Source organism: Paenibacillus sp. GCM10028914, from assembly GCF_042666275.1.
Lineage (GTDB): Bacteria > Bacillota > Bacilli > Paenibacillales > Paenibacillaceae > Paenibacillus_AQ.
This window is the reverse complement of sequence record NZ_JBHTFO010000017.1, coordinates 511,598-537,021: the sequence shown is the minus strand read 5'-3', so window position 1 is coordinate 537,021 and position 25,424 is coordinate 511,598. Positions and strand designations below refer to the sequence as shown.

At 44.0% G+C, this 25,424-nt stretch carries 25 protein-coding genes and 1 other annotated feature; of the genes, 17 read left to right on the top strand and 8 right to left on the bottom strand.

Annotation, left to right across the window (positions count from 1 at the left end):
* Positions 1 to 125 precede the first annotated feature (125 nt).
* The 3 genes from recQ to ACFQV5_RS19925 all read left to right on the top strand — a co-directional run bounded on the left by recQ (position 126) and on the right by ACFQV5_RS19925 (position 4,077).
* Entirely contained in the window at positions 126 to 2,009 is a 1,884-nt protein-coding gene (recQ, locus tag ACFQV5_RS19935; protein WP_379249224.1) for a DNA helicase RecQ, read from the top strand.
* 94 nt (positions 2,010 to 2,103) lie between these two features.
* Complete coding sequence (locus ACFQV5_RS19930) at positions 2,104 to 3,864, top strand: B12-binding domain-containing radical SAM protein (RefSeq protein WP_379249223.1); 1,761 nt, start codon at positions 2,104 to 2,106, stop codon at positions 3,862 to 3,864.
* Between the two features lie 45 nt (positions 3,865 to 3,909).
* Entirely contained in the window at positions 3,910 to 4,077 is a 168-nt protein-coding gene (locus ACFQV5_RS19925) for a hypothetical protein (RefSeq protein ID WP_379249221.1), read from the top strand.
* 129 nt (positions 4,078 to 4,206) lie between these two features.
* Here the strand turns inward: ACFQV5_RS19925 and ACFQV5_RS19920 are convergent, their stop codons facing one another.
* The 6 genes from ACFQV5_RS19920 to mnmL all read right to left on the bottom strand — a co-directional run bounded on the left by ACFQV5_RS19920 (position 4,207) and on the right by mnmL (position 10,201).
* Positions 4,207 to 5,919 carry a SulP family inorganic anion transporter gene (locus ACFQV5_RS19920; RefSeq protein ID WP_379249219.1) on the bottom strand — a complete coding sequence of 571 codons (1,713 nt, stop codon included), beginning with the start codon at positions 5,917 to 5,919 and terminating at the stop codon, positions 4,207 to 4,209.
* Positions 5,920 to 5,967: 48 nt separating this feature from the next.
* A complete protein-coding gene (locus ACFQV5_RS19915; RefSeq protein ID WP_379249217.1) occupies positions 5,968 to 6,300 on the bottom strand; it encodes an ArsR/SmtB family transcription factor in 333 nt (110 codons plus the stop codon).
* A gap of 230 nt (positions 6,301 to 6,530) precedes the next feature.
* On the bottom strand, positions 6,531 to 7,496 hold the full coding sequence (locus tag ACFQV5_RS19910) for an alpha/beta fold hydrolase (protein ID WP_379249215.1): 966 nt from the start codon (positions 7,494 to 7,496) through the stop codon (positions 6,531 to 6,533).
* A 112-nt stretch (positions 7,497 to 7,608) separates the two neighbouring features.
* Positions 7,609 to 8,577, bottom strand: a complete 969-nt coding sequence (locus tag ACFQV5_RS19905) for a type I phosphomannose isomerase catalytic subunit (protein WP_379249213.1) — start codon at positions 8,575 to 8,577, stop codon at positions 7,609 to 7,611.
* 80 nt (positions 8,578 to 8,657) lie between these two features.
* The gene (gene mnmM / locus ACFQV5_RS19900; RefSeq protein WP_379249211.1) at positions 8,658 to 9,248 is read right to left on the bottom strand and encodes a tRNA 5-(aminomethyl)-2-thiouridylate-methyltransferase MnmM; all 591 of its coding nucleotides are present in this window, start codon (positions 9,246 to 9,248) and stop codon (positions 8,658 to 8,660) included.
* Complete coding sequence (mnmL, locus tag ACFQV5_RS19895) at positions 9,248 to 10,201, bottom strand: tRNA modification radical SAM protein MnmL/YtqA (protein WP_379249209.1); 954 nt, start codon at positions 10,199 to 10,201, stop codon at positions 9,248 to 9,250. The genes mnmM and mnmL overlap by 1 nt, the downstream gene beginning before the upstream one ends.
* A gap of 252 nt (positions 10,202 to 10,453) precedes the next feature.
* On the opposite strand from mnmL, the gene ACFQV5_RS19890 reads away from it, so the two are divergent.
* Positions 10,454 to 10,639, top strand: a complete 186-nt coding sequence (locus tag ACFQV5_RS19890) for a hypothetical protein (RefSeq protein ID WP_379249207.1) — start codon at positions 10,454 to 10,456, stop codon at positions 10,637 to 10,639.
* Positions 10,640 to 10,817: 178 nt separating this feature from the next.
* Positions 10,818 to 11,531, top strand: coding sequence for a tRNA (guanosine(46)-N7)-methyltransferase TrmB (trmB, locus tag ACFQV5_RS19885; protein WP_379249205.1), 714 nt, complete (start codon positions 10,818 to 10,820; stop codon positions 11,529 to 11,531).
* Positions 11,532 to 11,635: 104 nt separating this feature from the next.
* Here the strand turns inward: trmB and ACFQV5_RS19880 are convergent, their stop codons facing one another.
* Positions 11,636 to 12,763 carry an MGDG synthase family glycosyltransferase gene (locus ACFQV5_RS19880; RefSeq protein ID WP_379249203.1) on the bottom strand — a complete coding sequence of 376 codons (1,128 nt, stop codon included), beginning with the start codon at positions 12,761 to 12,763 and terminating at the stop codon, positions 11,636 to 11,638.
* 761 nt (positions 12,764 to 13,524) lie between these two features.
* On the opposite strand from ACFQV5_RS19880, the gene ACFQV5_RS19875 reads away from it, so the two are divergent.
* The 5 genes from ACFQV5_RS19875 (at position 13,525) to ACFQV5_RS19855 (ending at position 16,617) form a co-directional block, all read left to right on the top strand.
* A complete protein-coding gene (locus ACFQV5_RS19875; RefSeq protein ID WP_379249201.1) occupies positions 13,525 to 14,760 on the top strand; it encodes a glycosyltransferase family 2 protein in 1,236 nt (411 codons plus the stop codon).
* Between the two features lie 78 nt (positions 14,761 to 14,838).
* Positions 14,839 to 14,989, top strand: a sequence feature (ribosomal protein L20 leader region).
* 53 nt (positions 14,990 to 15,042) lie between these two features.
* Complete coding sequence (gene infC, locus ACFQV5_RS19870) at positions 15,043 to 15,537, top strand: translation initiation factor IF-3 (protein ID WP_379249199.1); 495 nt, start codon at positions 15,043 to 15,045, stop codon at positions 15,535 to 15,537.
* A gap of 28 nt (positions 15,538 to 15,565) precedes the next feature.
* The gene (rpmI, locus tag ACFQV5_RS19865; protein WP_046678638.1) at positions 15,566 to 15,766 is read left to right on the top strand and encodes a 50S ribosomal protein L35; all 201 of its coding nucleotides are present in this window, start codon (positions 15,566 to 15,568) and stop codon (positions 15,764 to 15,766) included.
* A 30-nt stretch (positions 15,767 to 15,796) separates the two neighbouring features.
* A complete protein-coding gene (rplT, locus tag ACFQV5_RS19860; RefSeq protein WP_379249196.1) occupies positions 15,797 to 16,156 on the top strand; it encodes a 50S ribosomal protein L20 in 360 nt (119 codons plus the stop codon).
* 134 nt (positions 16,157 to 16,290) lie between these two features.
* The gene (locus ACFQV5_RS19855; protein WP_379249194.1) at positions 16,291 to 16,617 is read left to right on the top strand and encodes a hypothetical protein; all 327 of its coding nucleotides are present in this window, start codon (positions 16,291 to 16,293) and stop codon (positions 16,615 to 16,617) included.
* A gap of 5 nt (positions 16,618 to 16,622) precedes the next feature.
* On the opposite strand, the gene ACFQV5_RS19850 is transcribed toward ACFQV5_RS19855, so the two are convergent.
* On the bottom strand, positions 16,623 to 17,066 hold the full coding sequence (locus tag ACFQV5_RS19850; RefSeq protein ID WP_379249192.1) for a GNAT family N-acetyltransferase: 444 nt from the start codon (positions 17,064 to 17,066) through the stop codon (positions 16,623 to 16,625).
* Positions 17,067 to 17,664: 598 nt separating this feature from the next.
* Between ACFQV5_RS19850 and ilvB the strand changes: the two genes are divergently transcribed.
* The 7 genes from ilvB to ACFQV5_RS19815 all read left to right on the top strand — a co-directional run bounded on the left by ilvB (position 17,665) and on the right by ACFQV5_RS19815 (position 25,375).
* The gene (gene ilvB, locus ACFQV5_RS19845; RefSeq protein ID WP_379249190.1) at positions 17,665 to 19,407 is read left to right on the top strand and encodes a biosynthetic-type acetolactate synthase large subunit; all 1,743 of its coding nucleotides are present in this window, start codon (positions 17,665 to 17,667) and stop codon (positions 19,405 to 19,407) included.
* A 4-nt stretch (positions 19,408 to 19,411) separates the two neighbouring features.
* Complete coding sequence (gene ilvN / locus ACFQV5_RS19840) at positions 19,412 to 19,897, top strand: acetolactate synthase small subunit (RefSeq protein ID WP_379249465.1); 486 nt, start codon at positions 19,412 to 19,414, stop codon at positions 19,895 to 19,897.
* A gap of 145 nt (positions 19,898 to 20,042) precedes the next feature.
* Positions 20,043 to 21,035 (top strand): ketol-acid reductoisomerase, encoded by a 993-nt coding sequence (gene ilvC / locus ACFQV5_RS19835; RefSeq protein WP_379249189.1) that lies wholly within the window; start codon positions 20,043 to 20,045, stop codon positions 21,033 to 21,035.
* A 107-nt stretch (positions 21,036 to 21,142) separates the two neighbouring features.
* Entirely contained in the window at positions 21,143 to 22,681 is a 1,539-nt protein-coding gene (locus ACFQV5_RS19830) for a 2-isopropylmalate synthase (RefSeq protein WP_379249187.1), read from the top strand.
* Positions 22,682 to 22,934: 253 nt separating this feature from the next.
* Positions 22,935 to 24,014 carry a 3-isopropylmalate dehydrogenase gene (gene leuB / locus ACFQV5_RS19825; protein WP_379249185.1) on the top strand — a complete coding sequence of 360 codons (1,080 nt, stop codon included), beginning with the start codon at positions 22,935 to 22,937 and terminating at the stop codon, positions 24,012 to 24,014.
* A gap of 153 nt (positions 24,015 to 24,167) precedes the next feature.
* The gene (locus ACFQV5_RS19820) at positions 24,168 to 24,707 is read left to right on the top strand and encodes a peroxiredoxin (protein WP_379249183.1); all 540 of its coding nucleotides are present in this window, start codon (positions 24,168 to 24,170) and stop codon (positions 24,705 to 24,707) included.
* Positions 24,708 to 24,967: 260 nt separating this feature from the next.
* A complete protein-coding gene (locus ACFQV5_RS19815) occupies positions 24,968 to 25,375 on the top strand; it encodes a hypothetical protein (RefSeq protein WP_379249181.1) in 408 nt (135 codons plus the stop codon).
* Positions 25,376 to 25,424 lie beyond the last annotated feature (49 nt).

Sequence of the window (25,424 nt, the reverse complement as noted above, 5' to 3'; positions counted from 1 at the left end):
GCAATTCCATGTATTGATGATAAGGAAGCGGTTGTTGGTTGCCCATTGAACCAAACCCCGGTAAACTTAAAGGATAGAGATGATGTTGCCAGGTAGATCCAAGAGGTTAGAGTTAGGAGTATAATATGATAAATGTGGAAGAGATTTATCCCGAATCGTTGGATTTAAATACAGCGCGAGAATATTTGCAGAAGTATTATGGCTATCCAGACTTCCGTGAAGGACAAAAAAAGATTGTATCAAGCCTTCTTATGGGTCGGGATACACTCGGTATTATGCCGACCGGTGGAGGCAAATCCATCTGTTATCAAATTCCGGCGTTGATGCGTCCGGGACTTACACTCGTTATATCACCATTGATTTCTCTGATGAAGGATCAGGTGGATGCTTTAACGACGGCTGGGATTTCAGCCGCTTACATTAACAGTACGCTTAGTGGGAAGGAAGTTAATGAGCGCATCCGTTCTGCGAAACGAGGAGAATTGAAGCTGTTATACGTAGCCCCAGAACGGCTAGAACTTGATTGGTTCCGTGAGGAGATGGCAGGACTTAATATCTCTTGTGTGGCAGTCGATGAAGCGCACTGTGTATCCCAGTGGGGACATGATTTCCGGACAAGCTATTTATCGGTTGCTCCCTTTGTGAAGGGACTGCCGGAACGTCCGATATTAGCAGCCTTTACGGCCACTGCTACCCCAGAGGTTATGGAAGATATGCAGCGCCTTCTTCGTTTAGATGAGCCACAGGTGTTTGTCACTGGGCTGGGACGTGACAATTTGGAGATGTCCGTTCTGCGCGGAGAGAACAAGCGGGAATATGTGCTAGATTATGCAGCATCGCATACTCATCAATCGGGTATCATCTATGCTGCAACTCGTAAGGAAGTAGATGATTTATGCCAGCGGCTTCAGCAGCAAGGTTTATCCGCAGGCCGTTATCATGCTGGAATGAGTGATGCGGAACGTGCTTCAAGCCAAGAGGCTTTTTTGTATGATGATATTAGGGTTATTGTAGCTACCAATGCATTTGGTATGGGGATCGATAAATCGAACGTGCGTTACGTCATTCATTACAATATGCCGAAGAATATGGAATCTTACGTCCAAGAAGCCGGTCGCGCAGGCCGTGATGGTGAGCCTAGTCAATGTATCTTGCTCTTTAGTGCCCAGGATATTATGACCCAGAAGTTTCTGATTGAGCAGAATCCACAAGATTCTGAGCGTAAGCACAATGAATACCGGAAGCTGCAGCAAATGATCGACTACTGTTACACAACACGTTGCCTCCGCAGTGCCATGCTCGATTATTTCGGTGAAGCACATGATGATAAGCCCTGTGGCACATGCAGTTCATGCACAGACGATCGTGAACTGATTGACATTACGGTAGATGCGCAGAAAATATTCTCCTGCATTCACCGAATGCGCGAGCGTTTTGGGGTTTCCATGGTGGCGTCTGTACTGAAGGGCTCACGTGCCAAAAAAGTACTGGAGTACGGTTTTGACCGTCTGCCAACTTATGGTGTCATGTCCAACCGCACAGAAAAAGAAATTTCTGAGACGATTAATGTGCTTATATCCGAAGGGTTACTTGCACTTTCAGAAGGGCAATATCCGGTAGTGAAGCTGCAAAGTGCTGCGGCTGAGGTGCTAAGAGGTCAGCGGGAAGTAATGCAGCGTGTGCCTCGTCCTTCCAAGGCTGCTTCCGGTCAGCGCCGTTCTAGTCATCGTGACTTTTCGCCATCAGCTGTTAATGAGACTGTATTCGAACAACTCCGCCTGATCCGTCGTGAGCTGGCCAGCCGGGAGCATGTACCGTCCTATATTATTTTTAATGATGCGACCTTGCGTGAAATGAGTGTTGTCTGTCCGCAAAGCGAAGATGAAATGCTGAATGTTAAAGGGGTCGGGGAAGTGAAATTCCGCAAATACGGAAAGCCGTTCCTTGATTTTTTCCTGAATATGTCGGGGGATACGGAGACTTCGGATTATCATGATGAGTATGAATAAACAGAAACTATGAAATAACCTTATATAAGGGCAAATGTACGCTAGCTCGACGAATACAAGAACCTTGAATAATTTAAAGTGAAGGTCGTGAACCATGAAAGTCATTTTGTCTACACTGAACGCCAAATACATCCATACCTCATTAGCTATCCGTTGTTTGAAAGCATACAGCGAGAAGGACTTTGACATTGAGCTGACCGAGTATACGATTAAAGATCCGGTGATGAATATCGTCTCCGATCTGTTTCAGCGGAAACCGTCGGTTATCGGGTTTTCCTGTTATATATGGAATATCGAAGAGACGATCAAGGTCATCGATATTGTCAAAAAAGTTATGCCAGAGGTCACGATCATCTTAGGAGGACCTGAAGTTTCCTATGACACAACCTACTGGATGGAACGTCTGCATAATGTTGATTTCATCATCATGGGTGAAGGAGAAGAGACGTTAAATCATCTCCTGAAGGAGATTGAAGGCGACCAGAAATATCATCTGGTATTCGGAACCGCTTATCGTAAAAATGATGAGGTTATCATCAACCCGCCACGTCCGAAAGTCGAACTGAGTGATCTGCCTTCACCGCATCGTTTTGCGGAGGATGTACCGCATCTTGGCAAACGGGTGGTGTATTTTGAGACAAGTCGTGGGTGTCCGTTTAACTGTCAGTTTTGTCTATCGAGTATTGAGGTAGGTGTTCGTTATTTCGATATCGAGCGAACGAAATCAGACATTCTGTATCTCATTGAGAATGGTGCGAAGCTGATCAAATTTGTGGACCGTACATTTAATATTAAACGGGATTATGCGCTGGAGATGTTTCAATTCTTGATTGAAAATCATCAGGGCTGCGTATTTCAATTTGAGATCACAGCGGACATCATGCGTCCAGAGGTACTTGAATACTTGTCCGAAAATGCGCCTCCGGGTGTCTTCCGTTTCGAAATTGGTGTTCAGTCAACGAATGATCCGACTAACGAGCTTGTTAAACGCCGTCAAAATTTCTCCAAGTTGTCGCGTACCGTCAACATGATTAAAAAGAGCGGGAAGATAGATCAGCATCTGGACTTGATCGCTGGTCTTCCACTGGAAGATTACGATACTTTCCGTAAGACTTTTAACGATGTATTCGCTCTTGAACCTGAGGAACTGCAGCTCGGCTTCTTGAAGATGCTGCGTGGAACGGGAATGCGTATCGATGCCCACAAATACAATTATACGTATATGGACCAAGCGCCGTATGAAATTTTGGGCAACGATGTGATGCCTTTCTCGGATATTGTTAGGCTGAAACGACTTGAGGATGTACTGGAGAAATACTGGAATGCACACCGCATGGATCATACACTTAATTATTTAATGAAACATGAATTTTCGTCACCATTTGATTTCTTTCAAGAGTTTGGGGACTATTGGGAAGCGCAAGGCTGGCAAAAAATCGGGCATCAGCTGGAGGATTTATTTACCCGTTTGACAGCATTCCTTGAAAACCGTCAAACACCGCGCATGGAGATCATTTCAGGGCTTATGAAATTCGATTATTTCCTGGGACATAAATATAAGCCGCGCAAAATTTGGTGGGATTTCGTACAGGACAAGAGCGAATGGTCTTCACAGTTGAAACAAGTGGTGGAGACACAAGGGGATTTCACGGGTGGTCTTGCTGAGCTTGGTCTTGGTGAACGCGAGCTGCAAAAGCATGCGATGATTGAGGTTCTTCCTTTTAATCTCGAGGAGCTCATTGACGGAGATGCATCTGAGACATCCTTGAAGGAGAACGCCTCTCGAACGACCCTTGTTGTGCTGTATCAACAAACAGAGGACGGTCGACCGCAATATTTTACAAGAACGGTTTAAAAATCATCTTGATCCGGCAATCTAACAGGTAGAGGAGTGATGACCATGTTAGATAATCAGCGTTCCAAACGCAAAGGGAAAGATGAAGCAACTGTTGCGCCGGGTATGGACAGGCTTGATATGCTTCAGACAGAAGCAACCGAGGATGAAATTAAGCGTGGTGACTTTACTGAGGTTACACAGCTGATTATTGATCGGACGCCTGAAGATTAGGGTATGGTTCGCAAATCTTGTAGGTGAATGTTTGATCGAATGACATGAATAAGCGGCTGCAATCCGAATGGATCGCAGCCGCTTATTTTGTATGGGAATTTACTTATAATCAAAATGATGGAGATTCATTTATTGAACAGGTGCCTGCCCGCATTCACGGAACGCAAATCTGTTGCAACCTCTGCACTTGTTATGTTGAATATTTTTTAAAGCGTAATTCAGGGCCTCACCCGTATGCTCAAAGAAACGATCTTCTCCAATCTTAGCATAGCATCCTGTCTGCATAAGCAGTTTCTTAGGTTGTGCTTGGATTCCCGATACGATAACAACAACGCCGCGCTCTTTGAGATGATGGATCAGTTTGGAGAAATTGGATTCTCCGGTTGAATCCATAAACGGTACTTGACCCATTCGAAGCAGAACGACCTTAAGATTAGGATCTGTTAATAGCTTCTGTCCAAAATCCTCAAAGGTGTTCGTCGTACCAAAGAATAAATTACCTTCGACATTGTAAATGCCAATTTGATTACAATCATGCTTATCAGTGACAACATGCGGTCGAACTTTTCCTTTAGTAGAGGAGTGATCTGGTAATACTTTCTTCACCGCGAGCATACCGCTCATTCGTTTGATGAATAAAATAACAGCTAAAGCCAGTCCAACTTGAACGGCAACTGTTAATGTAGTGAATACTGTCAGAAGGAATGTGACAACGAGAATGAGCGAATCTTCTGTCCGTGTTCTGAGCATATGTCTAAACGATCTATATTCACTCATATTCCATGCTACAACCATTAAGATCGGTGCCATACTTGCTAATGGTATATTGGACGCATAAGGGGCAAACAAGACAACAATCAACAAGACCACAATCCCGTGAATAACTCCGGAAATTGGTGATACAGCACCGCTTTTAATGTTGGTAGCAGTACGTGCAATAGCGCCGGTTGCTGGAATCCCACCGAATAGAGGAGTTGCCATGTTAGCAATACCTTGTCCGATTAATTCGCGGTTACTGTTATGCTTAGTACCCGTCATTTCGTCAGCTACAACGGCTGACAGTAACGATTCAACACTTCCCAGCATGGCGATAATTAGCGCGGGCTGAATCATCGTCACGATGCGATCCCAGCTTAGGTCCAGAGGTACAAATTCAGGAAATCCTCCAGGAATAGTTCCATAAGCTGACCCGATGGTTGTTACTTTGCCTGGGAACAGCCAGGTAGCGATCAAGGTAGTAACGACGATACCAACAAGAGAGGCTGGAACCTTACGCGAGATCTTTGGAGTAATTAAGAGTATAGCGAGACAGATGACGGCGATAAGGACACTGTACAGATTCAGGGAAGAAATCCGCATAAATATTTCCTTCATGTTATAAAAGAAATATTCGTGGCTTTCGACACCTTGTAGGCCCAGAAAATTAGAGATTTGCCCACTGAAGATAATGACAGCAATTCCTGATGTAAATCCAATCGTGACAGGCTTTGGTATGAATCTGATGAGAGAGCCTAAACGGAGAAGCCCCATAAGGACGAGAAATATCCCTGCAAGAAACCCGGCAATAAGAAGATTTTCATAACCGTACTGAAGAACGACTCCGAGCAAAATCGGAATAAAAGCTCCTGTCGGACCACCAATTTGAAATTTTGAGCCTCCGAGCAAGGAGATCAGTATGCCAGCAATGATCGTTGTATAGAGACCATATTCGGGCTTTACGCCAGAAGCGATAGCAAAGGCCATCCCTAACGGAATAGCAACAATCCCTACAATACATCCAGAAATCAAATCCTTACGAAAAGAACTTGCTGAATAATGACTAAATTGTTCAACCCATTTCATTGAAATTCCCTTCTTTTCTTATATTCAGTCTACATAGATTGTTAAGTGTTAATTTCCTTGTTTACTGATATCCTCCAAGAGTGAGATGGACTCCACCAGATGGTTGTTAAATATTTGACGGGCCACCTCAAGCAGATCACTGATGAGAGGATCTCGTAGTGAATAGATTACGGTAGTTCCTTCTTTGACGGTGAAGACTAAATTCTTAGCACGAAGCACAGCTAGCTGTTGGGACACAGCTGAGCCCTCCGATCCTAGCATCGATTGGAGCTCATTAACATTTCGCTCTCCCTGACTAAGTATTTCGAGAATTCGAATTCTCATGGGGTGAGCGAGTGCTTTGAAAAAATCTGCTTTAAACTGCTGGATGTTTCGGTCCATAGGTAGTTGCTCCTTGGTTTTATATATTTATATATATGAATTTTTGAATATTTGAGCCGGCAATCATATTATCATGAAAAGAAACACTAGAATGTGATAAATGTATCACTTCATAAGCAGAAGAATTCGTTACATAAGTGGGAAATGAGAGATGTGAGTATGAAAAAAGAGGCCGCGATCCATATGGATCACAGCCTCTTTTTGTAAGGAAGCGAAAAGAAAGTGTAGAACTACAATACAGGATCAGCAGCAGGCGAGTCTTTGCCAAAGCTCTTAACTTGCCGATCTAGCCATTCAAGTATGTGGGAAGCAACTTCATCACGGTTAATTTCATGCAGCATTTCATGACGTCCATCAGGATACAACCTGTATTCTAACTGCTCAACGCCGAGTTTTTGATAGAGATCGATAAGGTTACGAACACCTTTTCCATGCATACCTACAGGGTCCATATCTCCAGAAAAAATATATATCGGCTTATCTTTCACGAGCTTGCTTAACATCTCCGGTGTATGGATCTGCCTGAGCAAATGAAAGAACTCTTGAAAGAATCGTGCAGAGCATATTTTTCCGCAGTAAGGATCGTTAATGTAACGATCGACTTCCTGCTCGTCTCTTGACAGCCAGTCAAAAGGAGTCCGAATCGGGCCAAAACCTTTGTTATAAGGACCGAATACAATTGTATTGATCAGAACACTTCGGTGACGAGCACCCTTTATTTTGACTTGGGCTCCCGCGAGGCGTTCACCGATACGGAGTAGACCACGCGGACCATTTGAGCCTGACAGGATGAAACCATCAAAATGTTCAGCATATGTGCACATAATCTTTTGTGTGATGAAGGAGCCCATACTGTGACCGAGCAAGTAATGCGGAATGAGCGGATGCTTCTTATGAATGATGGTAGAGAGGAGGACTATATCCTCAATCATCCCCTCAAATCCATTATCCCCAGCATCGCCTAAAGCTTGAAGACTCTCAGCCGTTCTGCCGTGTCCACGATGATCATTGGCGTAGACGGCGTAACCGTTCCCGGTAAGAAGGTTAGCAAGTTCTTCGTATCGAGCACCAGTTTCACTGACACCATGTACGATTTGAAGAACACCTTTAATCTCTTTATCCGGATCTGGAAACCATTGATATACAAATACGTTCATTCCCTGGTTATTGAGCATCGTAAACGTTTCTGATTGCATCGCTTTCTGGCACCTCCACAAAACGATTAATTTCACGTGCATATTTCAGCATGCAATAAATTAATGACGAATAAGATCAATTGCAGTATGCCTTACTTATATCTAATCAAATTTACGGCAGATAAGAACGTAGAACGGTTGCGTTCCCATCAAGTGTATAGGATCCGAGATTCGCAGGCACCAGGAAGCATTGTCCGGAAGCGTATGCTTGAGAACCGCCTTCCCATTTCAAAGTACCTTCGCCGTCACACACAACTAAAATGGTGAAGCTGTCTTCCGTAGTGGTAAGGTTCCAAGGACCTTCTACGATCCCTTTTTCTACGATAAAATAAGGTGATTTGGCAAGCTCAAGCCATTCTCCTGCTACGGCACCATCAGTGCTCATGGTTGTTGCGCCAGAGCCTTCGTATGCTGTTACATTTAAGGAATCCTCGATATGTAACTCACGTGGCTTACCGTCAAGACCAGGGCGATTATAATCGAAGATGCGGTAAGTGGTGTCGGAGTTTTGCTGAATTTCAGCAACAACAACGCCAGCGCACAGTGCATGGACCGTTCCAGCCGGAATATAGAATGTATCGCCAGCTTTAACAGGTACTTCTTGGAGTGTATCCATAACCGTACCGTCCTCTAGCGCTTTTTTCAGATCCTCACGAGTAACGCCTTCCTTCAGCCCGTAAATAATTTTGGCATCCGGTTTTGCGTCCAGCACGTACCACATTTCAGTTTTACCCAATTCGCCTTTTGGTAGTCCTTCATATTCATCGGTTGGATGCACTTGAACAGATAGGTCATCATTGCAATCGAGTAACTTGATCAACAGAGGGAAACGGCCATTAACCTCAGAAAATCCTTTCTTACCGAACCATTCAGGACCGAATTGTTCACGTACCTGATCTAAACCTAATCCAGCCAGCTCGCCATTAACAACGGATGTCGTTCCGTTCGGATGATCAGCAATCATCCAGCCTTCGCCGATATGGCCTTCGGGAATTTTAAGGCCGAACTGTTCTAGGGCACGCCCGCCCCATACACGTTCTTTAAATTCTGGTTGGAATAATAGAGGATACGGTTTTGTCATGATGCTCATCTACCTTTCATAGACCAAGTATAGTATTGCTAAAACGCTTACTACAAAAACTCATTTTACAACCATGCTTATCATAACGGCTTTTTTCGCTCGAGCGCAATAAGGTAAGGTGCATTTGGTCGTTGAATCCCCCGATAAATGATGGCTTGCGCGGTACGCATAGAAAGAGCTGAAGCCCATGATTCTACCGCCGCTGCTTCTTGTCCACCGCCTTCATGTCCCGGGTAGAGGACAATGGTCACGATTCCTCCAGGTGCCAGAATGTCTAGGCTTGCTTCAAGCGCGGAGATGGTGGTGTCCGTCAAGGTGATAATATGTTTGTCCGCTTGTTCGGAAGGCAAGTATCCAAGATTAAACATAATAACAGACACCTTGCCATGGTATTCATTCGGTATACAGGTCTTCATGTTCGCATGGCTTTCTTGATATAGAGAAACTTCTGCTAACCGATCGGAAGGATCCTTGCTTAACCGTTCGCGCGTCAGCTTCAAGGCTTCTTCCTGGATGTCAAAAGCAAAAACCTGGCCTCGTGGACCTGCCGTTTTGGCAAGAAACAGGGTGTCAGCTCCTGTTCCTGCCGTAGCATCAACCGCAATGCCGCCGGAATGAAGACGCCCCTCAACAAGCTTATGGGCATAACTCAACACGGAAAGGAAGCCCATCAGCATTCCCTCCACATTTTACCCTGCCAGGTATCACGCTGCTTTAACTCGGCATCAATTGCATTTAATACTTCCCATTTCTTCAAACTCCACATCGGTCCGATCAATAGATCGCGTGGAGCGTCTCCTGTTAGACGATGAACAATCATTTCTGGCGGCAAAAATTCTAATGTATCAACAATCAGCTTAATGTATTCATCTTGTTCCAGGAAGCGAAGAAGCCCGGCTTCATATTGCTTCACCATCGGCGTTTTGCGCATAAGATGTAATAGGTGAATCTTAATGCCTTGTACGTCCATATTGGCAACAGCGCGACCTGTATCAAGCATCATTTCATGACTTTCTTGAGGAAGGCCGTAAATGATGTGTGTACACACACGGATGTTATGCTTGCGAAGTTTTTCCACAGCTTTGAGATAACATTCAGTGTCATGTGCACGGTTTATCAGTTCGGAGGTTGAATCATGAATCGTCTGCAGCCCCATTTCAACCCATAAATAGGTGCGCTCATTAAGTTCGGCCAAATACTCAACGACATCATCAGGCAAGCAATCGGGCCGCGTAGCAATGGATAAGCCAACAACACCAGGCTGCTGCAAGATAACCTCGAAGTATTCCCGAAGCTCCTCAACAGGTGCGTATGTGTTGGTATAGGCCTGAAAATAACCAATATATTTAGCATGAGGCCATTTCAGGTGCATCTTATCTCGAATGGTATTGAACTGAGTCACAAGATCGTCACGTCTGCGTCCGGCAAAATCCCCGGAACCTCTGGCACTGCAGAATGTGCAACCTCCTTTGGCGATGGTGCCATCACGATTCGGGCAAGTAAAGCCTGCATCCAACATAACTTTGAAGACTTTATCTTGAAAATGGTTTCGCATCTCATAATTCCATGTATGAAATCGTTTGTCACCCCATAATAGTGGAGCGGATCTAAGAGGTGTGTTCATGTGTTCTCCTTTAAAATTTACATTTTTCATAGCGTACATCCGATTCTTATTATATTGTAACAAAAAACGGATCTCTAAGTCATGCGGGTGCAAACTTACGTTTTCCGTCACTTGATCGTATTTCATGAAATTGCTATATTTATTATGAGAATAATCGATTCAATATTATTAGAATTGTTTAATAATCAAATAATAAGTGGAATTCATATCTGTTAGAGGTTGTGGATATACTAATACCATGAGGTGATTAGAATGAATTCGACTACAGTTAGCAAAAGTGATCCTAAAGAAAGAATCGCTGTGGAGTTTACCCCGGATGAGGCATTGGCCATGACAGGAGTAGAGTTTCATGCCAATCATGAGATCAAAGCATCAGCACAACGGAAAATCCGGGCAGCATTCGAGAAGTCATTTGAATTTGCAGCTAAAGAAACGTAAACTAACCACAGTTTAACTATCGCGGAACCCCAATTCCAAATATATAGAAAAGGGAACCATTTTTTTGTCTAGTGCAAAAGAATAAGGTTCCTTTTTCTTTTGGCTCTTTACATTTGGATGTAACTTCGTCACAATGTTTCAGTATAACAACTAAAAGGACAAGTTTCGGAGGTATATCATGCGTTTACGTGGAAGAAAAGGAATCCGGGAAAATCTGGAGCAGCAGAAGGATTTGGTTGTTCTAGATCCCCAGCAATATAAAGGGAAATGGGCTTCTCTGTTTGGCAATGACAAGCCTATTCATGTTGAATTCGGTATGGGTAAAGGGCAATTTATCAGCCAAATGAGTTATAAGAACCAAGATGTGAATTTTATCGGTGTCGATATGTACGACGAGCTGATTCGCCGCGCTAGTGAGAAGGGGCGTAATGCTTGGGCTGCTGAGAATGTGGAGACACCTCCGAATTTGAAGCTCGCTTTGATGAATATCGAGAATGTTGAGGAAGTCTTTGAGCCTGGAGAGATTGAGCGGATTTATTTAAATTTCAGTGATCCATGGCCAAAGATCAAACATGGTCGTCGTCGTTTGACTCACCCACGCTTTTTGGATAAGTACCGTGTTATTCTGAATGAACGTGGTCAAATTCACTTTAAGACAGATTCCGTAAGCTTATTTGAATTCTCACTAAACTCCTTTGCGGATTACGGATTGCAAATGACTAACATTTCCCTTGACCTTCACCGTGAAGGTCTGAATGAAGAATTCGTAATGACGGAGTATGAGACTAAATTTGTCGGACAAGGTGTTAAAATCCATCGTTGTGAAGTGATTGTCGGTGAAGAAGCTCTGGCGGCTTACCAAACTGAACGATTGAAGAAATATGGAAAATAAATAAGTTTAGCCCTGTTTTTATTTAGGGTGGAATGATGATAGCGCTTGCATCTATTTATAATAGAAGATATTCGTTCTTTGAGCTCAAAAAAGGTGCCTCCTGATCAGGAGTGCACCTTTTCGTTTTCCAGCATATCAATAATGCTGCGCGCGCTTTGCAGTGGATGATATCGCGAAATATTTTCTAAGTTTTGTAAGCGATTCTTAACAATTGTGTCGTATTGGCTGATCAGCATATTCATCCATTTACCAATCACTTCAAGGGATGATATCGGCTCTCCGAGGCCCTGTGCAGTAAAGTAGTGGAAGTTCTCTTCTTCTTGTCCGGGAAGAGGATGGTGGAACAGCATCGGAATTCCTTTGGCAAGTCCTTCTGTGCAGGTCATTCCTCCAGGTTTGGTTACGAGCAGATCAGAAACCTCCATCAACTTATCAACTTCGCGTGTAAAGCCCAATATGCGTATATTGGGATGTTGGTACCGAGGGTTATTCTCCATTTCGATACGAGCCTTGTCATTGTTCCCGAAGCAAAAGATCACCTGTATTTCTTCACGCCATCTCGTTAAATATTCATGAACCACCTGATCATTCATCATTCCCCAGCCGCCTCCCATTACGAGGACAGTAGGCATTTCAGACAGCTGAAATTGCTCACGGATTTTCGCTTTACTTGGACGTTCCCAGAAGTCAGGGTGAATCGGAATACCAGTGACTTGAATTTTGGCTTGAGAGACCCCACGATTTAGTAGCTTGCTCTTCACTTCTGGTGTCGAGACAAAATATCGATCGACCTCAGGACTGATCCATGTATCATGTGCATCATAGTCTGTTATGACGGTACATAGCGGAACATCTGTTCCAAGACGCTTTAGGCGAGAAATGACTGCACTTGGAATGAAATGGGTGCATACGATGATGTCAGGTCTCAACTGCTCTACTACATTCTTGGTACTCGTATAAAAAATTCGGTGCAGCGCAAGCGTCGTGAACCGATTAAAGGATTTTTGATGCCGATACATATAACCGATTAGCCGCGGCTGGGACGTCAGGGTTTTACGATAGGCTGAAATGATCAAGGGAGCAATCTTTGGATTAAGAAAGCTTCCGAGTTCAATGACCCTCGTTTGAATGTTCGGCGATAATTGCCGTAAACTGCTGGAGAGCGCGTGAGCGGCCTGTGTATGGCCGGCGCCGAAGCCCTCCGATAACAGTAATACTCTTTTTTTAGCCACTCTAAATTTCACCCGTTCCTGCAGCGTTATTTCATATCCATAACATATCGACTTTATGGGAAGATTGCAACTTACATCCGCCTGTTTTGCTGTTGAAAAGACTGGAATGCTTAACCGAAGGATTGAAATAGGAAGCTTCATTATTCGCTAAATTATGGAAGAAATAATGGAATTTTATTTATTAAGGACTTTTGACCTGCTTTCCCGATTTTCTATACAGCAAGTGGCCAAATGGATATTTAATGTGCGAATAAGAGGTGTGAAAAGTTTCGAACTTTGGCGGAAATAAAGGTCTGTGGTCTTTTGACTTGAAGTAAAGTTCCCGATACAATGATTCAAATGGGCGGCAAAAGTTTAAAAATTCTTGGAGTCTTGGATAAACTTTTTCTCAGTTCATTCGTCTAATTAAATAGCGGACAAAGTTTTTTTTAGAAAAAAGGGCACAAGAGAGAAATAAAAAGTAAGAAAACAGATGAAAATAAGAACTAATGCCGTTTGAATCGAAGCTTGCTGGCATGCTGAAAGCGAGCGAAGCTCTTTTTAACAAGATACTTCGAAATTAGAGCTATTCACGCTTTTGACAAATGGTCTTAAAGTGTGGAAAATCGATATGACGTGCGAAAACAGTTCTGTGACACCAGAGCTGAGATATTAAACAGAAACAGTTACAAAGGGTCATGTAAGTCAAAACTAAACTAGAGAATAGAAAAAAAACAAAAAACATCACATTCTCAGGGTATAAAAGGGGGTAATGGAGAATCATGATAGACGCCATCTTTATCGCGCTTCAACTTTTATTGGCCGCGGTTGGTGTGTACCAGTTTGTATTCTCTTTATTTGGTCTGTACAAGAAGAAGAAAAAGAAGAATTTCGAGCCGACAAAGTCATTTGCGGTGCTCGTTGCTGCCCATAATGAAGAGCAAGTTGTCGGAGCATTACTGGAAAACCTAAAACAGTTAAACTATCCTAAAGATTTATATGAAGTGTTCGTTATTTGTGATAACTGTACAGATCGTACCGCATCTATTGTCCGTGAACATGGAATGAATGCGTGTGTTCGTACGAACAAGAATCTTCGCGGTAAGGGATATGCAATTGAATGGATGCTGAAGGAACTTTGGGCTATGCCTCGTCAGTATGACGCAGTCGTTATGTTTGATGCTGACAACCTGGCACATCCGGACTTCCTGATTGAAATGAATAATGATCTTTGCTCTGGAGCTAAAGTTATCCAGGGATATATTGATACTAAGAATCCTGAAGATTCTTGGATTACAGCTGCGTATGGTGTGTCCTATTGGTACATCAACCGTCTGTGGCAGCTGTCCCGTCACAACCTGAATATGGCTAACTTCCTTGGTGGTACAGGAATGTGTTTCGAGACGAACCTGCTTAAGGAAATTGGCTGGGGTGCAACAAGTCTTGTTGAGGATTTGGAGTTTACAATGCGCAGTGTCATGCGTGGTGTGTACCCAAAATTCAACTATGATGCAAAGGTATTTGATGAGAAGCCATTAACCTTTAAGGCTTCGGCAAGACAGCGTCTTCGCTGGATGCAGGGTCACTTTACGGTAGCACGCCGTTACTTCTTTCCGCTGCTTTGGCGTGCGATTAAAGAACGTAGCATTGTAAAGCTGGATCTTGCGCTGTACGGAGTTAACGTATATATCGTGTTGCTCACGTTTGTGTTGACTGCGATACTCTGGGCAGATGCCTCGTTGTTTGATGGAAACATTGCTAATTTGTATGGTTATTTACCCCTGTGGCTTAGTTTCACTGCCATTGCGGCTAACGTTTTTACCTTCATGATTGCAATGATCCTGGAGAAAGTAACGTTTAAGAAAGTGTACGCTTATCTTATTTTGTTCCCGGTATATCTCTTGTCTTGGTATCCGATCACCGTTTATGCGTTCTTCACACAAAACAATAAACAGTGGAGCCACACAGAGCATACTCGTGTGGTGCGTTTGGAGGAAGTACAGAGCAAGCAGGGCTAATTTTAAGAAAGCTTTCGAAAAATAGTTGACTGATCCTTTGAAGGTGTGGTAAACTATTTTGGTGTTAAACTAAATACTGATTGTAAGTAGAAGCACCGCTTCTCACCTGACCGACATAATGTTGGCTGGTTTGATCACTTTATCTATGAATGAAGTAAATTCATTTTTTGAGATGTGTATCAAATAGGGATGCCGGTGATTGAATCGGTATCCCTTTATTTTTGTCTTTTGACAAATAGGATTTAATATATTTGGAGGTGGAGTACTATCAGTAAGGAACATATGATCAATGACGAAATTCGGGCGAAGGAAGTACGTTTGGTTGGCGCTGAAGGCGAACAAATCGGTATTAAATCGACTCGTGAAGCGCTACAAATGGCAATTGATCTTAATCTTGACCTGGTGAACGTGGCTCCTCAGGCGAAACCGCCTGTTTGCCGCATCATGGACTACGGAAAATTCCGCTATGAACAGCAGAAGAAAGAGAAGGAAGCCCGCAAGAACCAGAAAATCGTTGATATCAAGGAAGTATGGTTCCGAGCTAACATTGAGGAGCACGATTACCAAACGAAGCTTCGCAATGTCGTGAAATTTTTGAAAGAAGGCGACAAGGTGAAATGCTCTGTGCGTTTCCGCGGTCGTGAAATCACTCATGCCAGCATTGGCCAGAAGATTTTAGAGCGCGTTAAAGAAGAAGTTGCCGAACTGTGCATCGTGGAGCGCCAGCCTAAGCTGGAAGGCCGCAGCATGATTATGATCTTGGCTCCTAAAGCCTAAGAGACATTATGAGGAGGAAGTTGTTACTATGCCTAAAATGAAAACACACAGCAGCCTGAAAGGCCGCTTCAAAATTACCGGTACTGGTAAAGTGAAACGTTACAAAGCTTACAAAAACCATTTGCTGTCCCACAAATCCAAGCGTGCGAAACGTGTTCTCGGAACTAGCCCTGTTATGGCACCTGGAGACGTTAAACGCTTGAAACAAGGCTTGGCTAACTTGAAATAGTAAACAACAATTATTGGGAGGTCTTTTAATATGGCACGAGTTAAAGGCGGATTCGTTGTTCGTCGTAGACATAAAAAAGTATTGAAACTTGCTAAAGGTTATTTCGGTTCTAAACACCGTATCTTTAAAACTGCTAACGAGCAGGTTATGAAATCATTGGTATACGCATACCGTGACCGTCGTCAGACGAAACGTAATTTCCGCAGATTGTGGATCGTACGTATCAATGCTGCTGCACGTCTGAATGGTTTGTCTTACAGCAAAATGATGCACGGCTTGAAATTGGCTGGTGTGGATATCAACCGCAAAATGCTGGCTGATCTGGCTGTAAATGACCTAAACGCATTCAATTCTTTGGCAACTGTAGCTAAAGAAAAAGTGAATGCTTAAGATATAACTATGGAGAAGAACCGCCTTTTAGGCGGTTCTTTTTTTTGTCTTTTATTGTTAACCAAGGGCGACTAAACAAGCGTTCGATCTAATCCGGGAATACACTGGACTGTATATACCGAAGGAGGGATTTTATGCGTAAACCTGTTAGTAAAGCCGTGGTTAAACAATATTTAGGCAAAGAGATCATCGCGTATAAGAAGGACGGGAGTTTTGTTACTGGCAAGCTGGTTCGAATTTCTGGAGATCGTCTCATTTTGGAAAGCAATAAAACAAAAAAAGTTAGAACGAAGGCCTTTTTACCACTTGTGCTCTTTGATCTGTTGGCTGTAGGAACGGCACCATATGCGTTTGGTGGCGGCTATGGCCCAGGTTTTGGAGGATATCCGGGTCCAGGTTATGGCCCTGGTTATGGCCCTGGTTTTGGTTTTGGAGGTTACCCAGGAGGGTTTTTCTGGTAATTCTTTTACCATACTTTCTCCATCTCATAGCATTGACTAGGCGTGATAATACGTACGGTTTTGTAGCCAAGCTTCTGGTAAAAAGAGAGACCTTTATGATTGCCTAAATCAACCATGACCTTTGCTCGTTTGCATCCACGAGATAGAGCAAAACTCTCTGCATGCTGCATCAAGGAAACACCTAGTCGTTTCCGCTGAACGGCCGGTGCAACAGCCAACATGTCAATGTATAACAATTCTCCATGAAGCATAAAATGGACAAAAGCCACAGCAATTCCGTTCGGCTCCTTGGAGGCTACGAATGTGACACCTCGTCGGAGTCTGGTCGGTATATCTTTACTAATGATTTCCAACTCTTTGGGAGTAAGGTGCGATAATGGGATGAGTTGAGACTCAATTAATTGCAAAATAATGGGGTCATCCTGTTCTGGATTTCGATATCGAATCATTAAATCCTGCCTCCCTTCGCGGCCGCTGAACATTTCTCGAATTATCATATGTGGCAAGGGTTGGAAGCGTGTTAGCGCGAGTTTATTCAAGGGGTAAAGGCAGGCCAAGCGAAAAAAGCTAACGTATGAAGTAAAATAAATGTGTTGACTTCTCGAATCAATGAATCTTATAATGTTCCTAAACATTTTAACGAATAATTCAATCGGCAATGATGAGGACGAAGTTTAAAGGGCTCTTTTGCTCAGAGAGTGGATGGATCAGCTGCAACCTCCACCAAAATCCCTTTTATACGAGCTCACCTCGGAGCTGTTTCCCTGAAAAACGTTACGCTAATGCTTCAACGCATTAACATGACAGTGTCTATTAGGGGAAATCGACTGGTTCTCGTTACGAACCGCAGATATTGAAGCAAGGTTTTTTGGTATTGTGCTTCATACCTGCTGAGGCTTTGCATTGCGAGATGCGAGGCAAAAATGGGTGGTACCACGGAAGCTAAACCTTTCGTCCCTCACACGGAGAAATCCGGCGTGGAGGGCGGAAGGTTTTTTTGTTATTCAAGCTTTAAGTGAGATCCAATATTTGAGAGGAGGATGACTGATGAGCGCGCAAACTCCAGAAGTGCGGTCTACAGAACAATTACGTGAGAAATGGATGAAGCCCGAAGTGATTACCGGATCGGAAATCTTGCTTCGGAGCCTTCTTTTGGAAGGTGTCGAGTGTGTCTTTGGGTATCCGGGAGGAGCCGTACTGTACATTTACGATGCGATGTATGGATTTGAGGATTTCAAGCATGTCTTGACTCGCCATGAACAAGGCGCAATTCATGCGGCTGACGGATATGCCCGGGCAAGTGGCAAAGTCGGCGTCTGCATTGCAACGTCAGGACCGGGGGCAACCAACCTCGTCACCGGTATTGCAACGGCTTATATGGATTCAGTCCCAATGGTTGTGATTACGGGTAACGTAGCAACAACATTGATCGGAACAGACGCATTCCAAGAAGCCGACATCACCGGTATTACGATGCCGATCACGAAGCATAGTTATTTGGTTCGGGATGTGGAGGACCTGCCGCGAGTCATCCATGAAGCCTTTCACATCGCAAACACAGGACGTAAAGGACCTGTACTGATCGACATTCCAAAAGATGTCTCGGCAGCGAAGGCGCTATTTAACCCAGGTGAGCATATAAACCTGAGAGGTTATAATCCTCGTTCCGTTCCTAATCGCTTGCAACTCGATAAACTGTGTCGGGCAATTGAGGATGCAGAGCGGCCAATGATTCTTGCCGGCGGCGGTGTCATTTACTCAGGAGCACATGAGGAGCTGTATGAATTCGTAAAGCGGACACAGATTCCGATTACAACAACGCTTCTTGGACTTGGAGCTTTCCCAAGCGGACACGATCTGTGGACGGGAATGCCGGGGATGCATGGAACCTACACTTCCAACCAAGCTATTCAAAACTGTGATTTGCTAATTAACATTGGAGCTCGCTTTGATGACCGGGTAACTGGAAAACTCGATGGTTTTGCTCCACATGCGAAAATCGTTCATATCGATATCGATCCTGCAGAGATTGGCAAAAACGTTCCAACTGACATTCCGATTGTCGGAGATGTTAAAACCGTACTTGAAATGCTCAATCCAGATGCACCTGCTGCGACGAAGGCGGATGCATGGAGAGAACAGATCGGTAAGTGGAAGGCGGAGTACCCGTATAAATATACGGATTCCGATACAGTGTTGAAGCCGCAGTGGGTTATTGAGATGCTGGATGAAACGACAAACGGCGAAGCGATTGTAACAACGGATGTAGGTCAGCATCAAATGTGGTCTGCACAGTATTACAAATTTAACCAACCGCGTTCATGGATTACATCCGGCGGTCTTGGAACGATGGGCTTCGGGTTCCCTTCAGCGATTGGTGCTCAGATGGCGCATCCGGAACGTCTGGTTATCTCGATTAACGGAGATGGCGGCATGCAGATGTGTTCACAGGAACTTGCAATCTGTGCCATTAACAATATTCCTGTAAAAATTGTTGTTATCAACAATCAGGTACTTGGAATGGTTCGTCAATGGCAAGAGCTGATCTATGAGAACCGTTACAGTCATATCGATCTTTCAGGAAGCCCAGATTTCGTGAAGCTTGCTGAAGCATACGGAGTAAAAGGCTTGAGAGCTACAACGAAAGAAGAAGCACGTGCCGCTTGGGCAGAGGCCTTGGAAACTCCTGGACCTGTTCTCATCGATTTCGTAGTAGAGAAGGGTGAAAATGTATATCCGATGGTAACCCAGGGCTCAACAATTGATCAAATGCTGATGGGGGATGCGTAAGATGATGAGTTTAAAACATACCATTGCCGTACTCGTAAACGATCAGCCTGGCGTCCTGCAACGGGTTTCCGGACTGTTCGGCCGTAGAGGCTTCAACATTGAGAGCATCACGGTGGGTCAATCGGAGGAAGCGGGTCTATCCCGAATGGTTATTGTCACAACGGGTGATGACACAACACTGGAACAAATTGAGAAGCAGCTTTACAAGCTGATCGATGTTATCAAAGTCATTAACCTAAGTTCAAAGCCGATGGTTGCAAGAGAATTGGCACTGATCAAGGTGAAGGCTGAGCCAGCGGCAAGGCCAGAAATACTCGGTGTGGTTGATACCTTCCGTGCATCTGTTGTCGATATCGGGGCAGTCAATATGATGGTTCAAGTTGTCGGAGATACAGGGAAGATCGATGCCATGATCGAGCTACTTAAGCCATACGGAATTCGTGAACTAACCCGGACCGGAGCTACTGCGATGATTCGTGGTAATGCGTAACCAATCACTATATTAATTAACAATTAGCATGGAACACACCCGAAGCATGAGGAGCGGGTGTTTCAGAAGATCGGGGAATGCAACCGGGTCTGTTGAAATACCCGCTCATTCATGAAGGGTTTTAAATTAAAGGAGGACTTATAAAATGCCAGTAACTACTTATTATGAATCAGATGCAGAACTAAGTGTTTTGAAAGACAAAACAATTGCCGTAATCGGATACGGAAGCCAAGGCCATGCTCAAGCGCAAAACTTGCGTGATAGCGGAATTAATGTGGTTATCGGTCTTCGTGAAGGTAAATCATTCGATAAAGCAAAAAATGACGGTTTTGAAGTATTGCCTGTTGCTGAAGCTGTTAAGCTTGCAGATGTTGTACAAATCTTGATGCCTGATGAAACACAAGCTTCTGTGTACAAAAATGATATCGAACCAAACCTGAAAAAAGGTGCGGCATTGATGTTCTCACACGGATTCAATGTTCACTTTGGACAAATCGTAGCTCCAAAAGAAAACGATGTCCTTCTCGTTGCTCCTAAATCTCCAGGTCACATGGTACGTCGTACTTATGTTGAAGGCTTTGGCGTTCCGGGTCTCATCGCTGTTGAGAAAGATGCAACTGGACAAGCAAAAGAAATCGGTCTTGCTTATGCTAAAGGTATTGGCTGTACACGTGCTGGCGTTATCGAAACTTCATTCCGTGAAGAAACAGAAACAGACCTGTTCGGTGAGCAAGCTGTACTATGCGGTGGTGTATCTGCGCTGATCAAAGCTGGATTTGAAACTTTGACTGAAGCTGGATATGCTCCTGAAATGGCATACTTTGAGTGTCTGCATGAACTGAAGCTGATCGTTGATATGATCTATGAAGGTGGACTTGCTTCCATGCGTGATTCCATCAGTAACACTGCGGAGTACGGTGACTATGTAACTGGTCCTCGCATTGTAACCGAAGAAACGAAAAAAGCGATGAAAGAAGTATTGTCCGACATTCAACAAGGTAAATTCGCTCGCGACTTTATCCTTGAGAATCAATCTGGCCGTGCATTCCTGACAGCTACTCGTCGCAACGAGTCCGAGCATCCAGTTGAAGTTGTTGGTTCACAGTTGCGTGAAATGATGCATTGGATCAAGAAGTAATAGCGTATAATGTACTACTAATTATTTTAATTCCGGCGGTATGGGATGTTCGATATTCCAGCCGCCGGAAGTTTATCTAAAGCCATAAACTTCAAGGAGGTGTCAGCATGCGTAAGATTTATGTTTTTGACACAACGCTGCGGGATGGAGAGCAATCGCCCGGAGTTAACTTAAACACTCGAGAAAAAGTAGAGATTGCCCATCAGCTTGAGAAGCTGGGAATCGACCGCATGGAGGCTGGTTTTCCTGCGGCTTCGCCGGGCGATTTGGCAGCTGTGAACGCTGTAGCGCGAGCTGTGAAGAATGTGACAGTTATTGGTCTGTCTCGTTCACGTGAGCAAGATATCGATGCCGTCCGCGAAGCGCTCCAAGGTGCGCAAGATCCATGTATCCACGTATTCCTCGCGACATCACCAATTCACCGTCAGTTTAAACTGCGGATGGAGAAAAACCAGGTACTGGAAACAGCGCAGGCTGCAATCCGTTACGCCAAGAAGTATTTCTCTAAGATTGAGTTTTCGCTTGAGGATGCAGGTCGTACAGAGCGTGACTTTATGGCTGAAATGGTTGGCATGGCAGTACGTGAAGGTGTCAATGTGGTCAACATTCCGGATACCGTCGGTTATTTGAATCCGTCGGAATACGGTGCGATATTTAAATATTTGAAAGAAACAGTTCCAGATATCGAGAAGGTACAGCTGAGTGCACACTGTCATAATGACCTTGGTATGGCGACAGCCAATACACTTGCGGCTATTATGAACGGAGCAGATCAGATTGAAGGTACAGTGAATGGAATAGGAGAACGAGCAGGGAATACGGCGATAGAAGAAATCGCTATGGCCCTGGAGACCCGTCAAGAGTTCTTCCAAGCGAAGACAGGTCTGCAATTGACTGAAATCGCTCGAACTAGCCGTCTTGTGAGTAAACTGACAGGGATGGTTGTTCCTGGAAACAAAGCTATTGTAGGTGCTAATGCTTTTGCTCATGAATCTGGTATTCATCAGGATGGTATGCTGAAAGAAAAGACGACTTATGAGATTATGACTCCGGAATCGATTGGTCTCAAGGAAAGCAAATTGGTACTCGGTAAGCATTCTGGACGTCATGCCTTCCGTGAAAAGCTGTTGGATCTTGGATATGAGCTGAGCGAGGAGCAGGTGAATGAAGCTTTTGCCAAGTTCAAGGTTCTAGCTGATAAGAAAAAAGAAGTTAATGATGATGATTTGCTCGCATTGCTGGAAGAGAAGCTAACTGACACGCCGGAAGTGTTTAGGCTGGATACGATGCTTGTAACTTATGGTAATGCTTCGACTCCTAAAGCACGCGTTGCGATCGAGACGGAGAATGGAATCATTGAGGAAGAGGCGGAAGGAAACGGATCAGTTGATGCCATTTATAATGCTATTGATAAGGTAACAGCGGAAGAGGTTACTCTTTCTGATTATTCCATCAAGTCTGTATCTCGTGGTAAAGATGCATTAGGTGAAGTTCATGTGGTTCTGTCGCAAAATGATGTGGCCGCACAAGGCCGGGGGCTTAGCACAGATATCCTGGAAGCAAGTGCCCGTGCTTATGTGGATGCGGTTAATCAGTTGATCGAAAAGCGCAAAACCTTTAGTCAACGTGATCGCGTCACATTGTAACATATCATTGATTCACCTAAGCGACTGGTGAATAAACAATAAACAGGCTCCCGAGATTTCATTCGGGAGCCTGTTTATTGTTGCACGGCAGCATTAGAGCGAGCTTCTTTATGAGATAAGCGAAGGCTTATAGGAAAAACTTATAAAGTTCATAGATTCTATATCTTGGTCAAACCATTGGAATATATGTTACAACAATAACTAGGATAAACCGGACGTATAACATGTATATACCAATAAGGAGTGACTAACCATGACAGAAACGAAGAAGATCGCTGTTATTTCGGGGGACGGGATTGGACCGGAAGTTGTAGCAGAAGCAGAAAAAATTATTAAATGCACGGAAGAAATTTTCGGTCTTTCTTTTACAACAGAACACGCATTGTTCGGAGGAATTGCAATTGATCAGAAAGGAACACCACTGCCGGAAGAGACATTGAACGTATGTAAAAATGCAGATGCAGTGCTTCTCGGCGCTGTCGGCGGACCGCAGTGGGACAATAATCCAAAAGAGCTTCGTCCAGAAACTGGGTTGCTCGGTATCCGTAAGGAGCTTGGGTTATTCTCGAACCTTCGCCCAGCTGTTATCTTTGATTGTCTGAAGGATGCTTCAACATTGAAGCCGGAAGTCCTTGAAGGTACCGATCTGATGGTAGTTCGGGAACTTACAGGTGGTATCTATTTTGGAGAGAAATTCAGACGAGAGGGAGCAAGTGGAGAAGAAGCAGTAGATACTTGTGTGTACAACGTAACCGAAGTAGAACGTATTGTTCGTCAAGGTTTTGAGATTGCTCAAAAGCGTCGTAAGAAACTTGCTTCTGTAGATAAAGCGAACGTGCTTGAAACATCGCGTTTATGGCGTGAAACGGTAAACCGTGTTGCCCCAGAATATCCGGATGTAGAGCTGGAGCACGTGCTAGTCGATAACTGTGCGATGCAGTTACTAAGACGTCCTTCAAGCTTCGACGTTATCGTAACGGAGAACATGTTTGGTGATATTTTGAGCGATGAAGCAGCTATGCTTACAGGTTCCATCGGAATGCTGGCATCGGCTTCAATGGGTGAAGGGAACTATGGATTGTATGAGCCGGTCCACGGATCAGCTCCGGATATCGCGGGTCAAGGGTTGGCTAATCCGATTGCAACGATCCTATCTGTTGCGTTGATGTACCGTCTGACATTTGGTTATGCTGAAGCAGCAGATGCCATTGAGCGTGCTGTAGCAGAAGTGCTCGATGCAGGTCATCGTACGGCTGACATTGCAGTAGACAAGAGCCAAGCGTTAAGCACCACTCAGATGGGCGATTTGATTGCTAAAGCGATTCGTAAATAACAAACATCAGCCATGATTGATCCAATCCTCTGCAATTTGACTTAGATATATGCGAATGATAACATCGATCTTGTATGTTTAGGGGAACAATATTCAAGTTGACATGGGAGACTGATTTAGCTTCTTACATATAGCTCAAGGAGGAAATCAATCATGGCAGAACGTTTGGTTGGTAAGGCAGCACCGGATTTCACCATGGAAATGGTATATGGAGACGGTAAAGATTTTGGAAAAGTAAGCTTGTCAGACTACCGTGGAAAGTGGCTTGTGTTCTTCTTCTATCCGCTTGACTTCACCTTAGTATGTCCTACGGAAATTACGGCTTTGAGCGATGCATATGATCAATTTAAGGCACTGGATACTGAAGTGCTGGGGGTAAGCATTGACTCTATACACAGCCATAAAGCTTGGATCAATGCTCCTAAAGACGCTAACGGCCTCGGGTCACTGAAGTTCCCTCTTGCTTCTGACATCACTAAGAATGTTGCAAGAGAGTATGGCGTTTTGATCGAAGATGAGGGGATTGCATTACGGGGTCTGTTTATCATCGATCCAGAAGGCGAACTGAAGTATCAAGTTGTTAACCATAATGATGTAGGTCGCAGTGTTGAAGAAACGCTTCGTGTATTGCAAGCTCTGCAATCTGGTGGCCTGTGCCCGATAAACTGGAAACCAGGTGACAGACATTTGTAATTCTAGAACATTGATTTGGATTAGGAATGAACCCCAGTGTCTGTTAATTCAGGCACGGGGTTTTTTTGATAAAAGTGTGTTAGTTGATGTTTAATTCGGCTAAAATAGTTGAAATATAACATATATGTGTAGGCCTTTTTACTTTCGTGGCAGGACGATCGGACCAATTTTTTACAATGTGATTTATCTTGAAGGAATTACAAGTGGTGAAAGCGAATACAATATTTTAACAATATTCAAAACAGGGGAGGGCGAATGATATGAGTTTTTGCTGTGGGGCTAGTATGGTTGGAACTAAAGGTACGTTGAAGCATTATCGAACTCAGGTGCATAATATTCCCCTGTTGTTTTGTCCTGTTTGCCACCGAGTGGAAGTTCATTATCGGGTGGAGAGCGAGTATGAAATTTTAGCGGAATACGCACACGGAGATGGTGCGGAACATGTGGATTTTCAGGATTATGTAATGGAAGATGAGGAAACCATCTTTGAAAATGTAGTTAACATGGAGTCCGATGATGTGTTTGAGTTTGTCCAAAGTCAGATTGATATGTCACTTGATTTATTAGTGGTGGCAAAGTGGATGAAGGATGAGAAATGGCAAGGTGAGTTAAAGAGAAGGCTGGCAGTAATGAGCCAACGTAGACTTCGACTTCAACAAAAAGCGTAACCAAATGGTAAGCCCTCCATCAAGAGGGCTTTTTCGTTGAGATATAGAT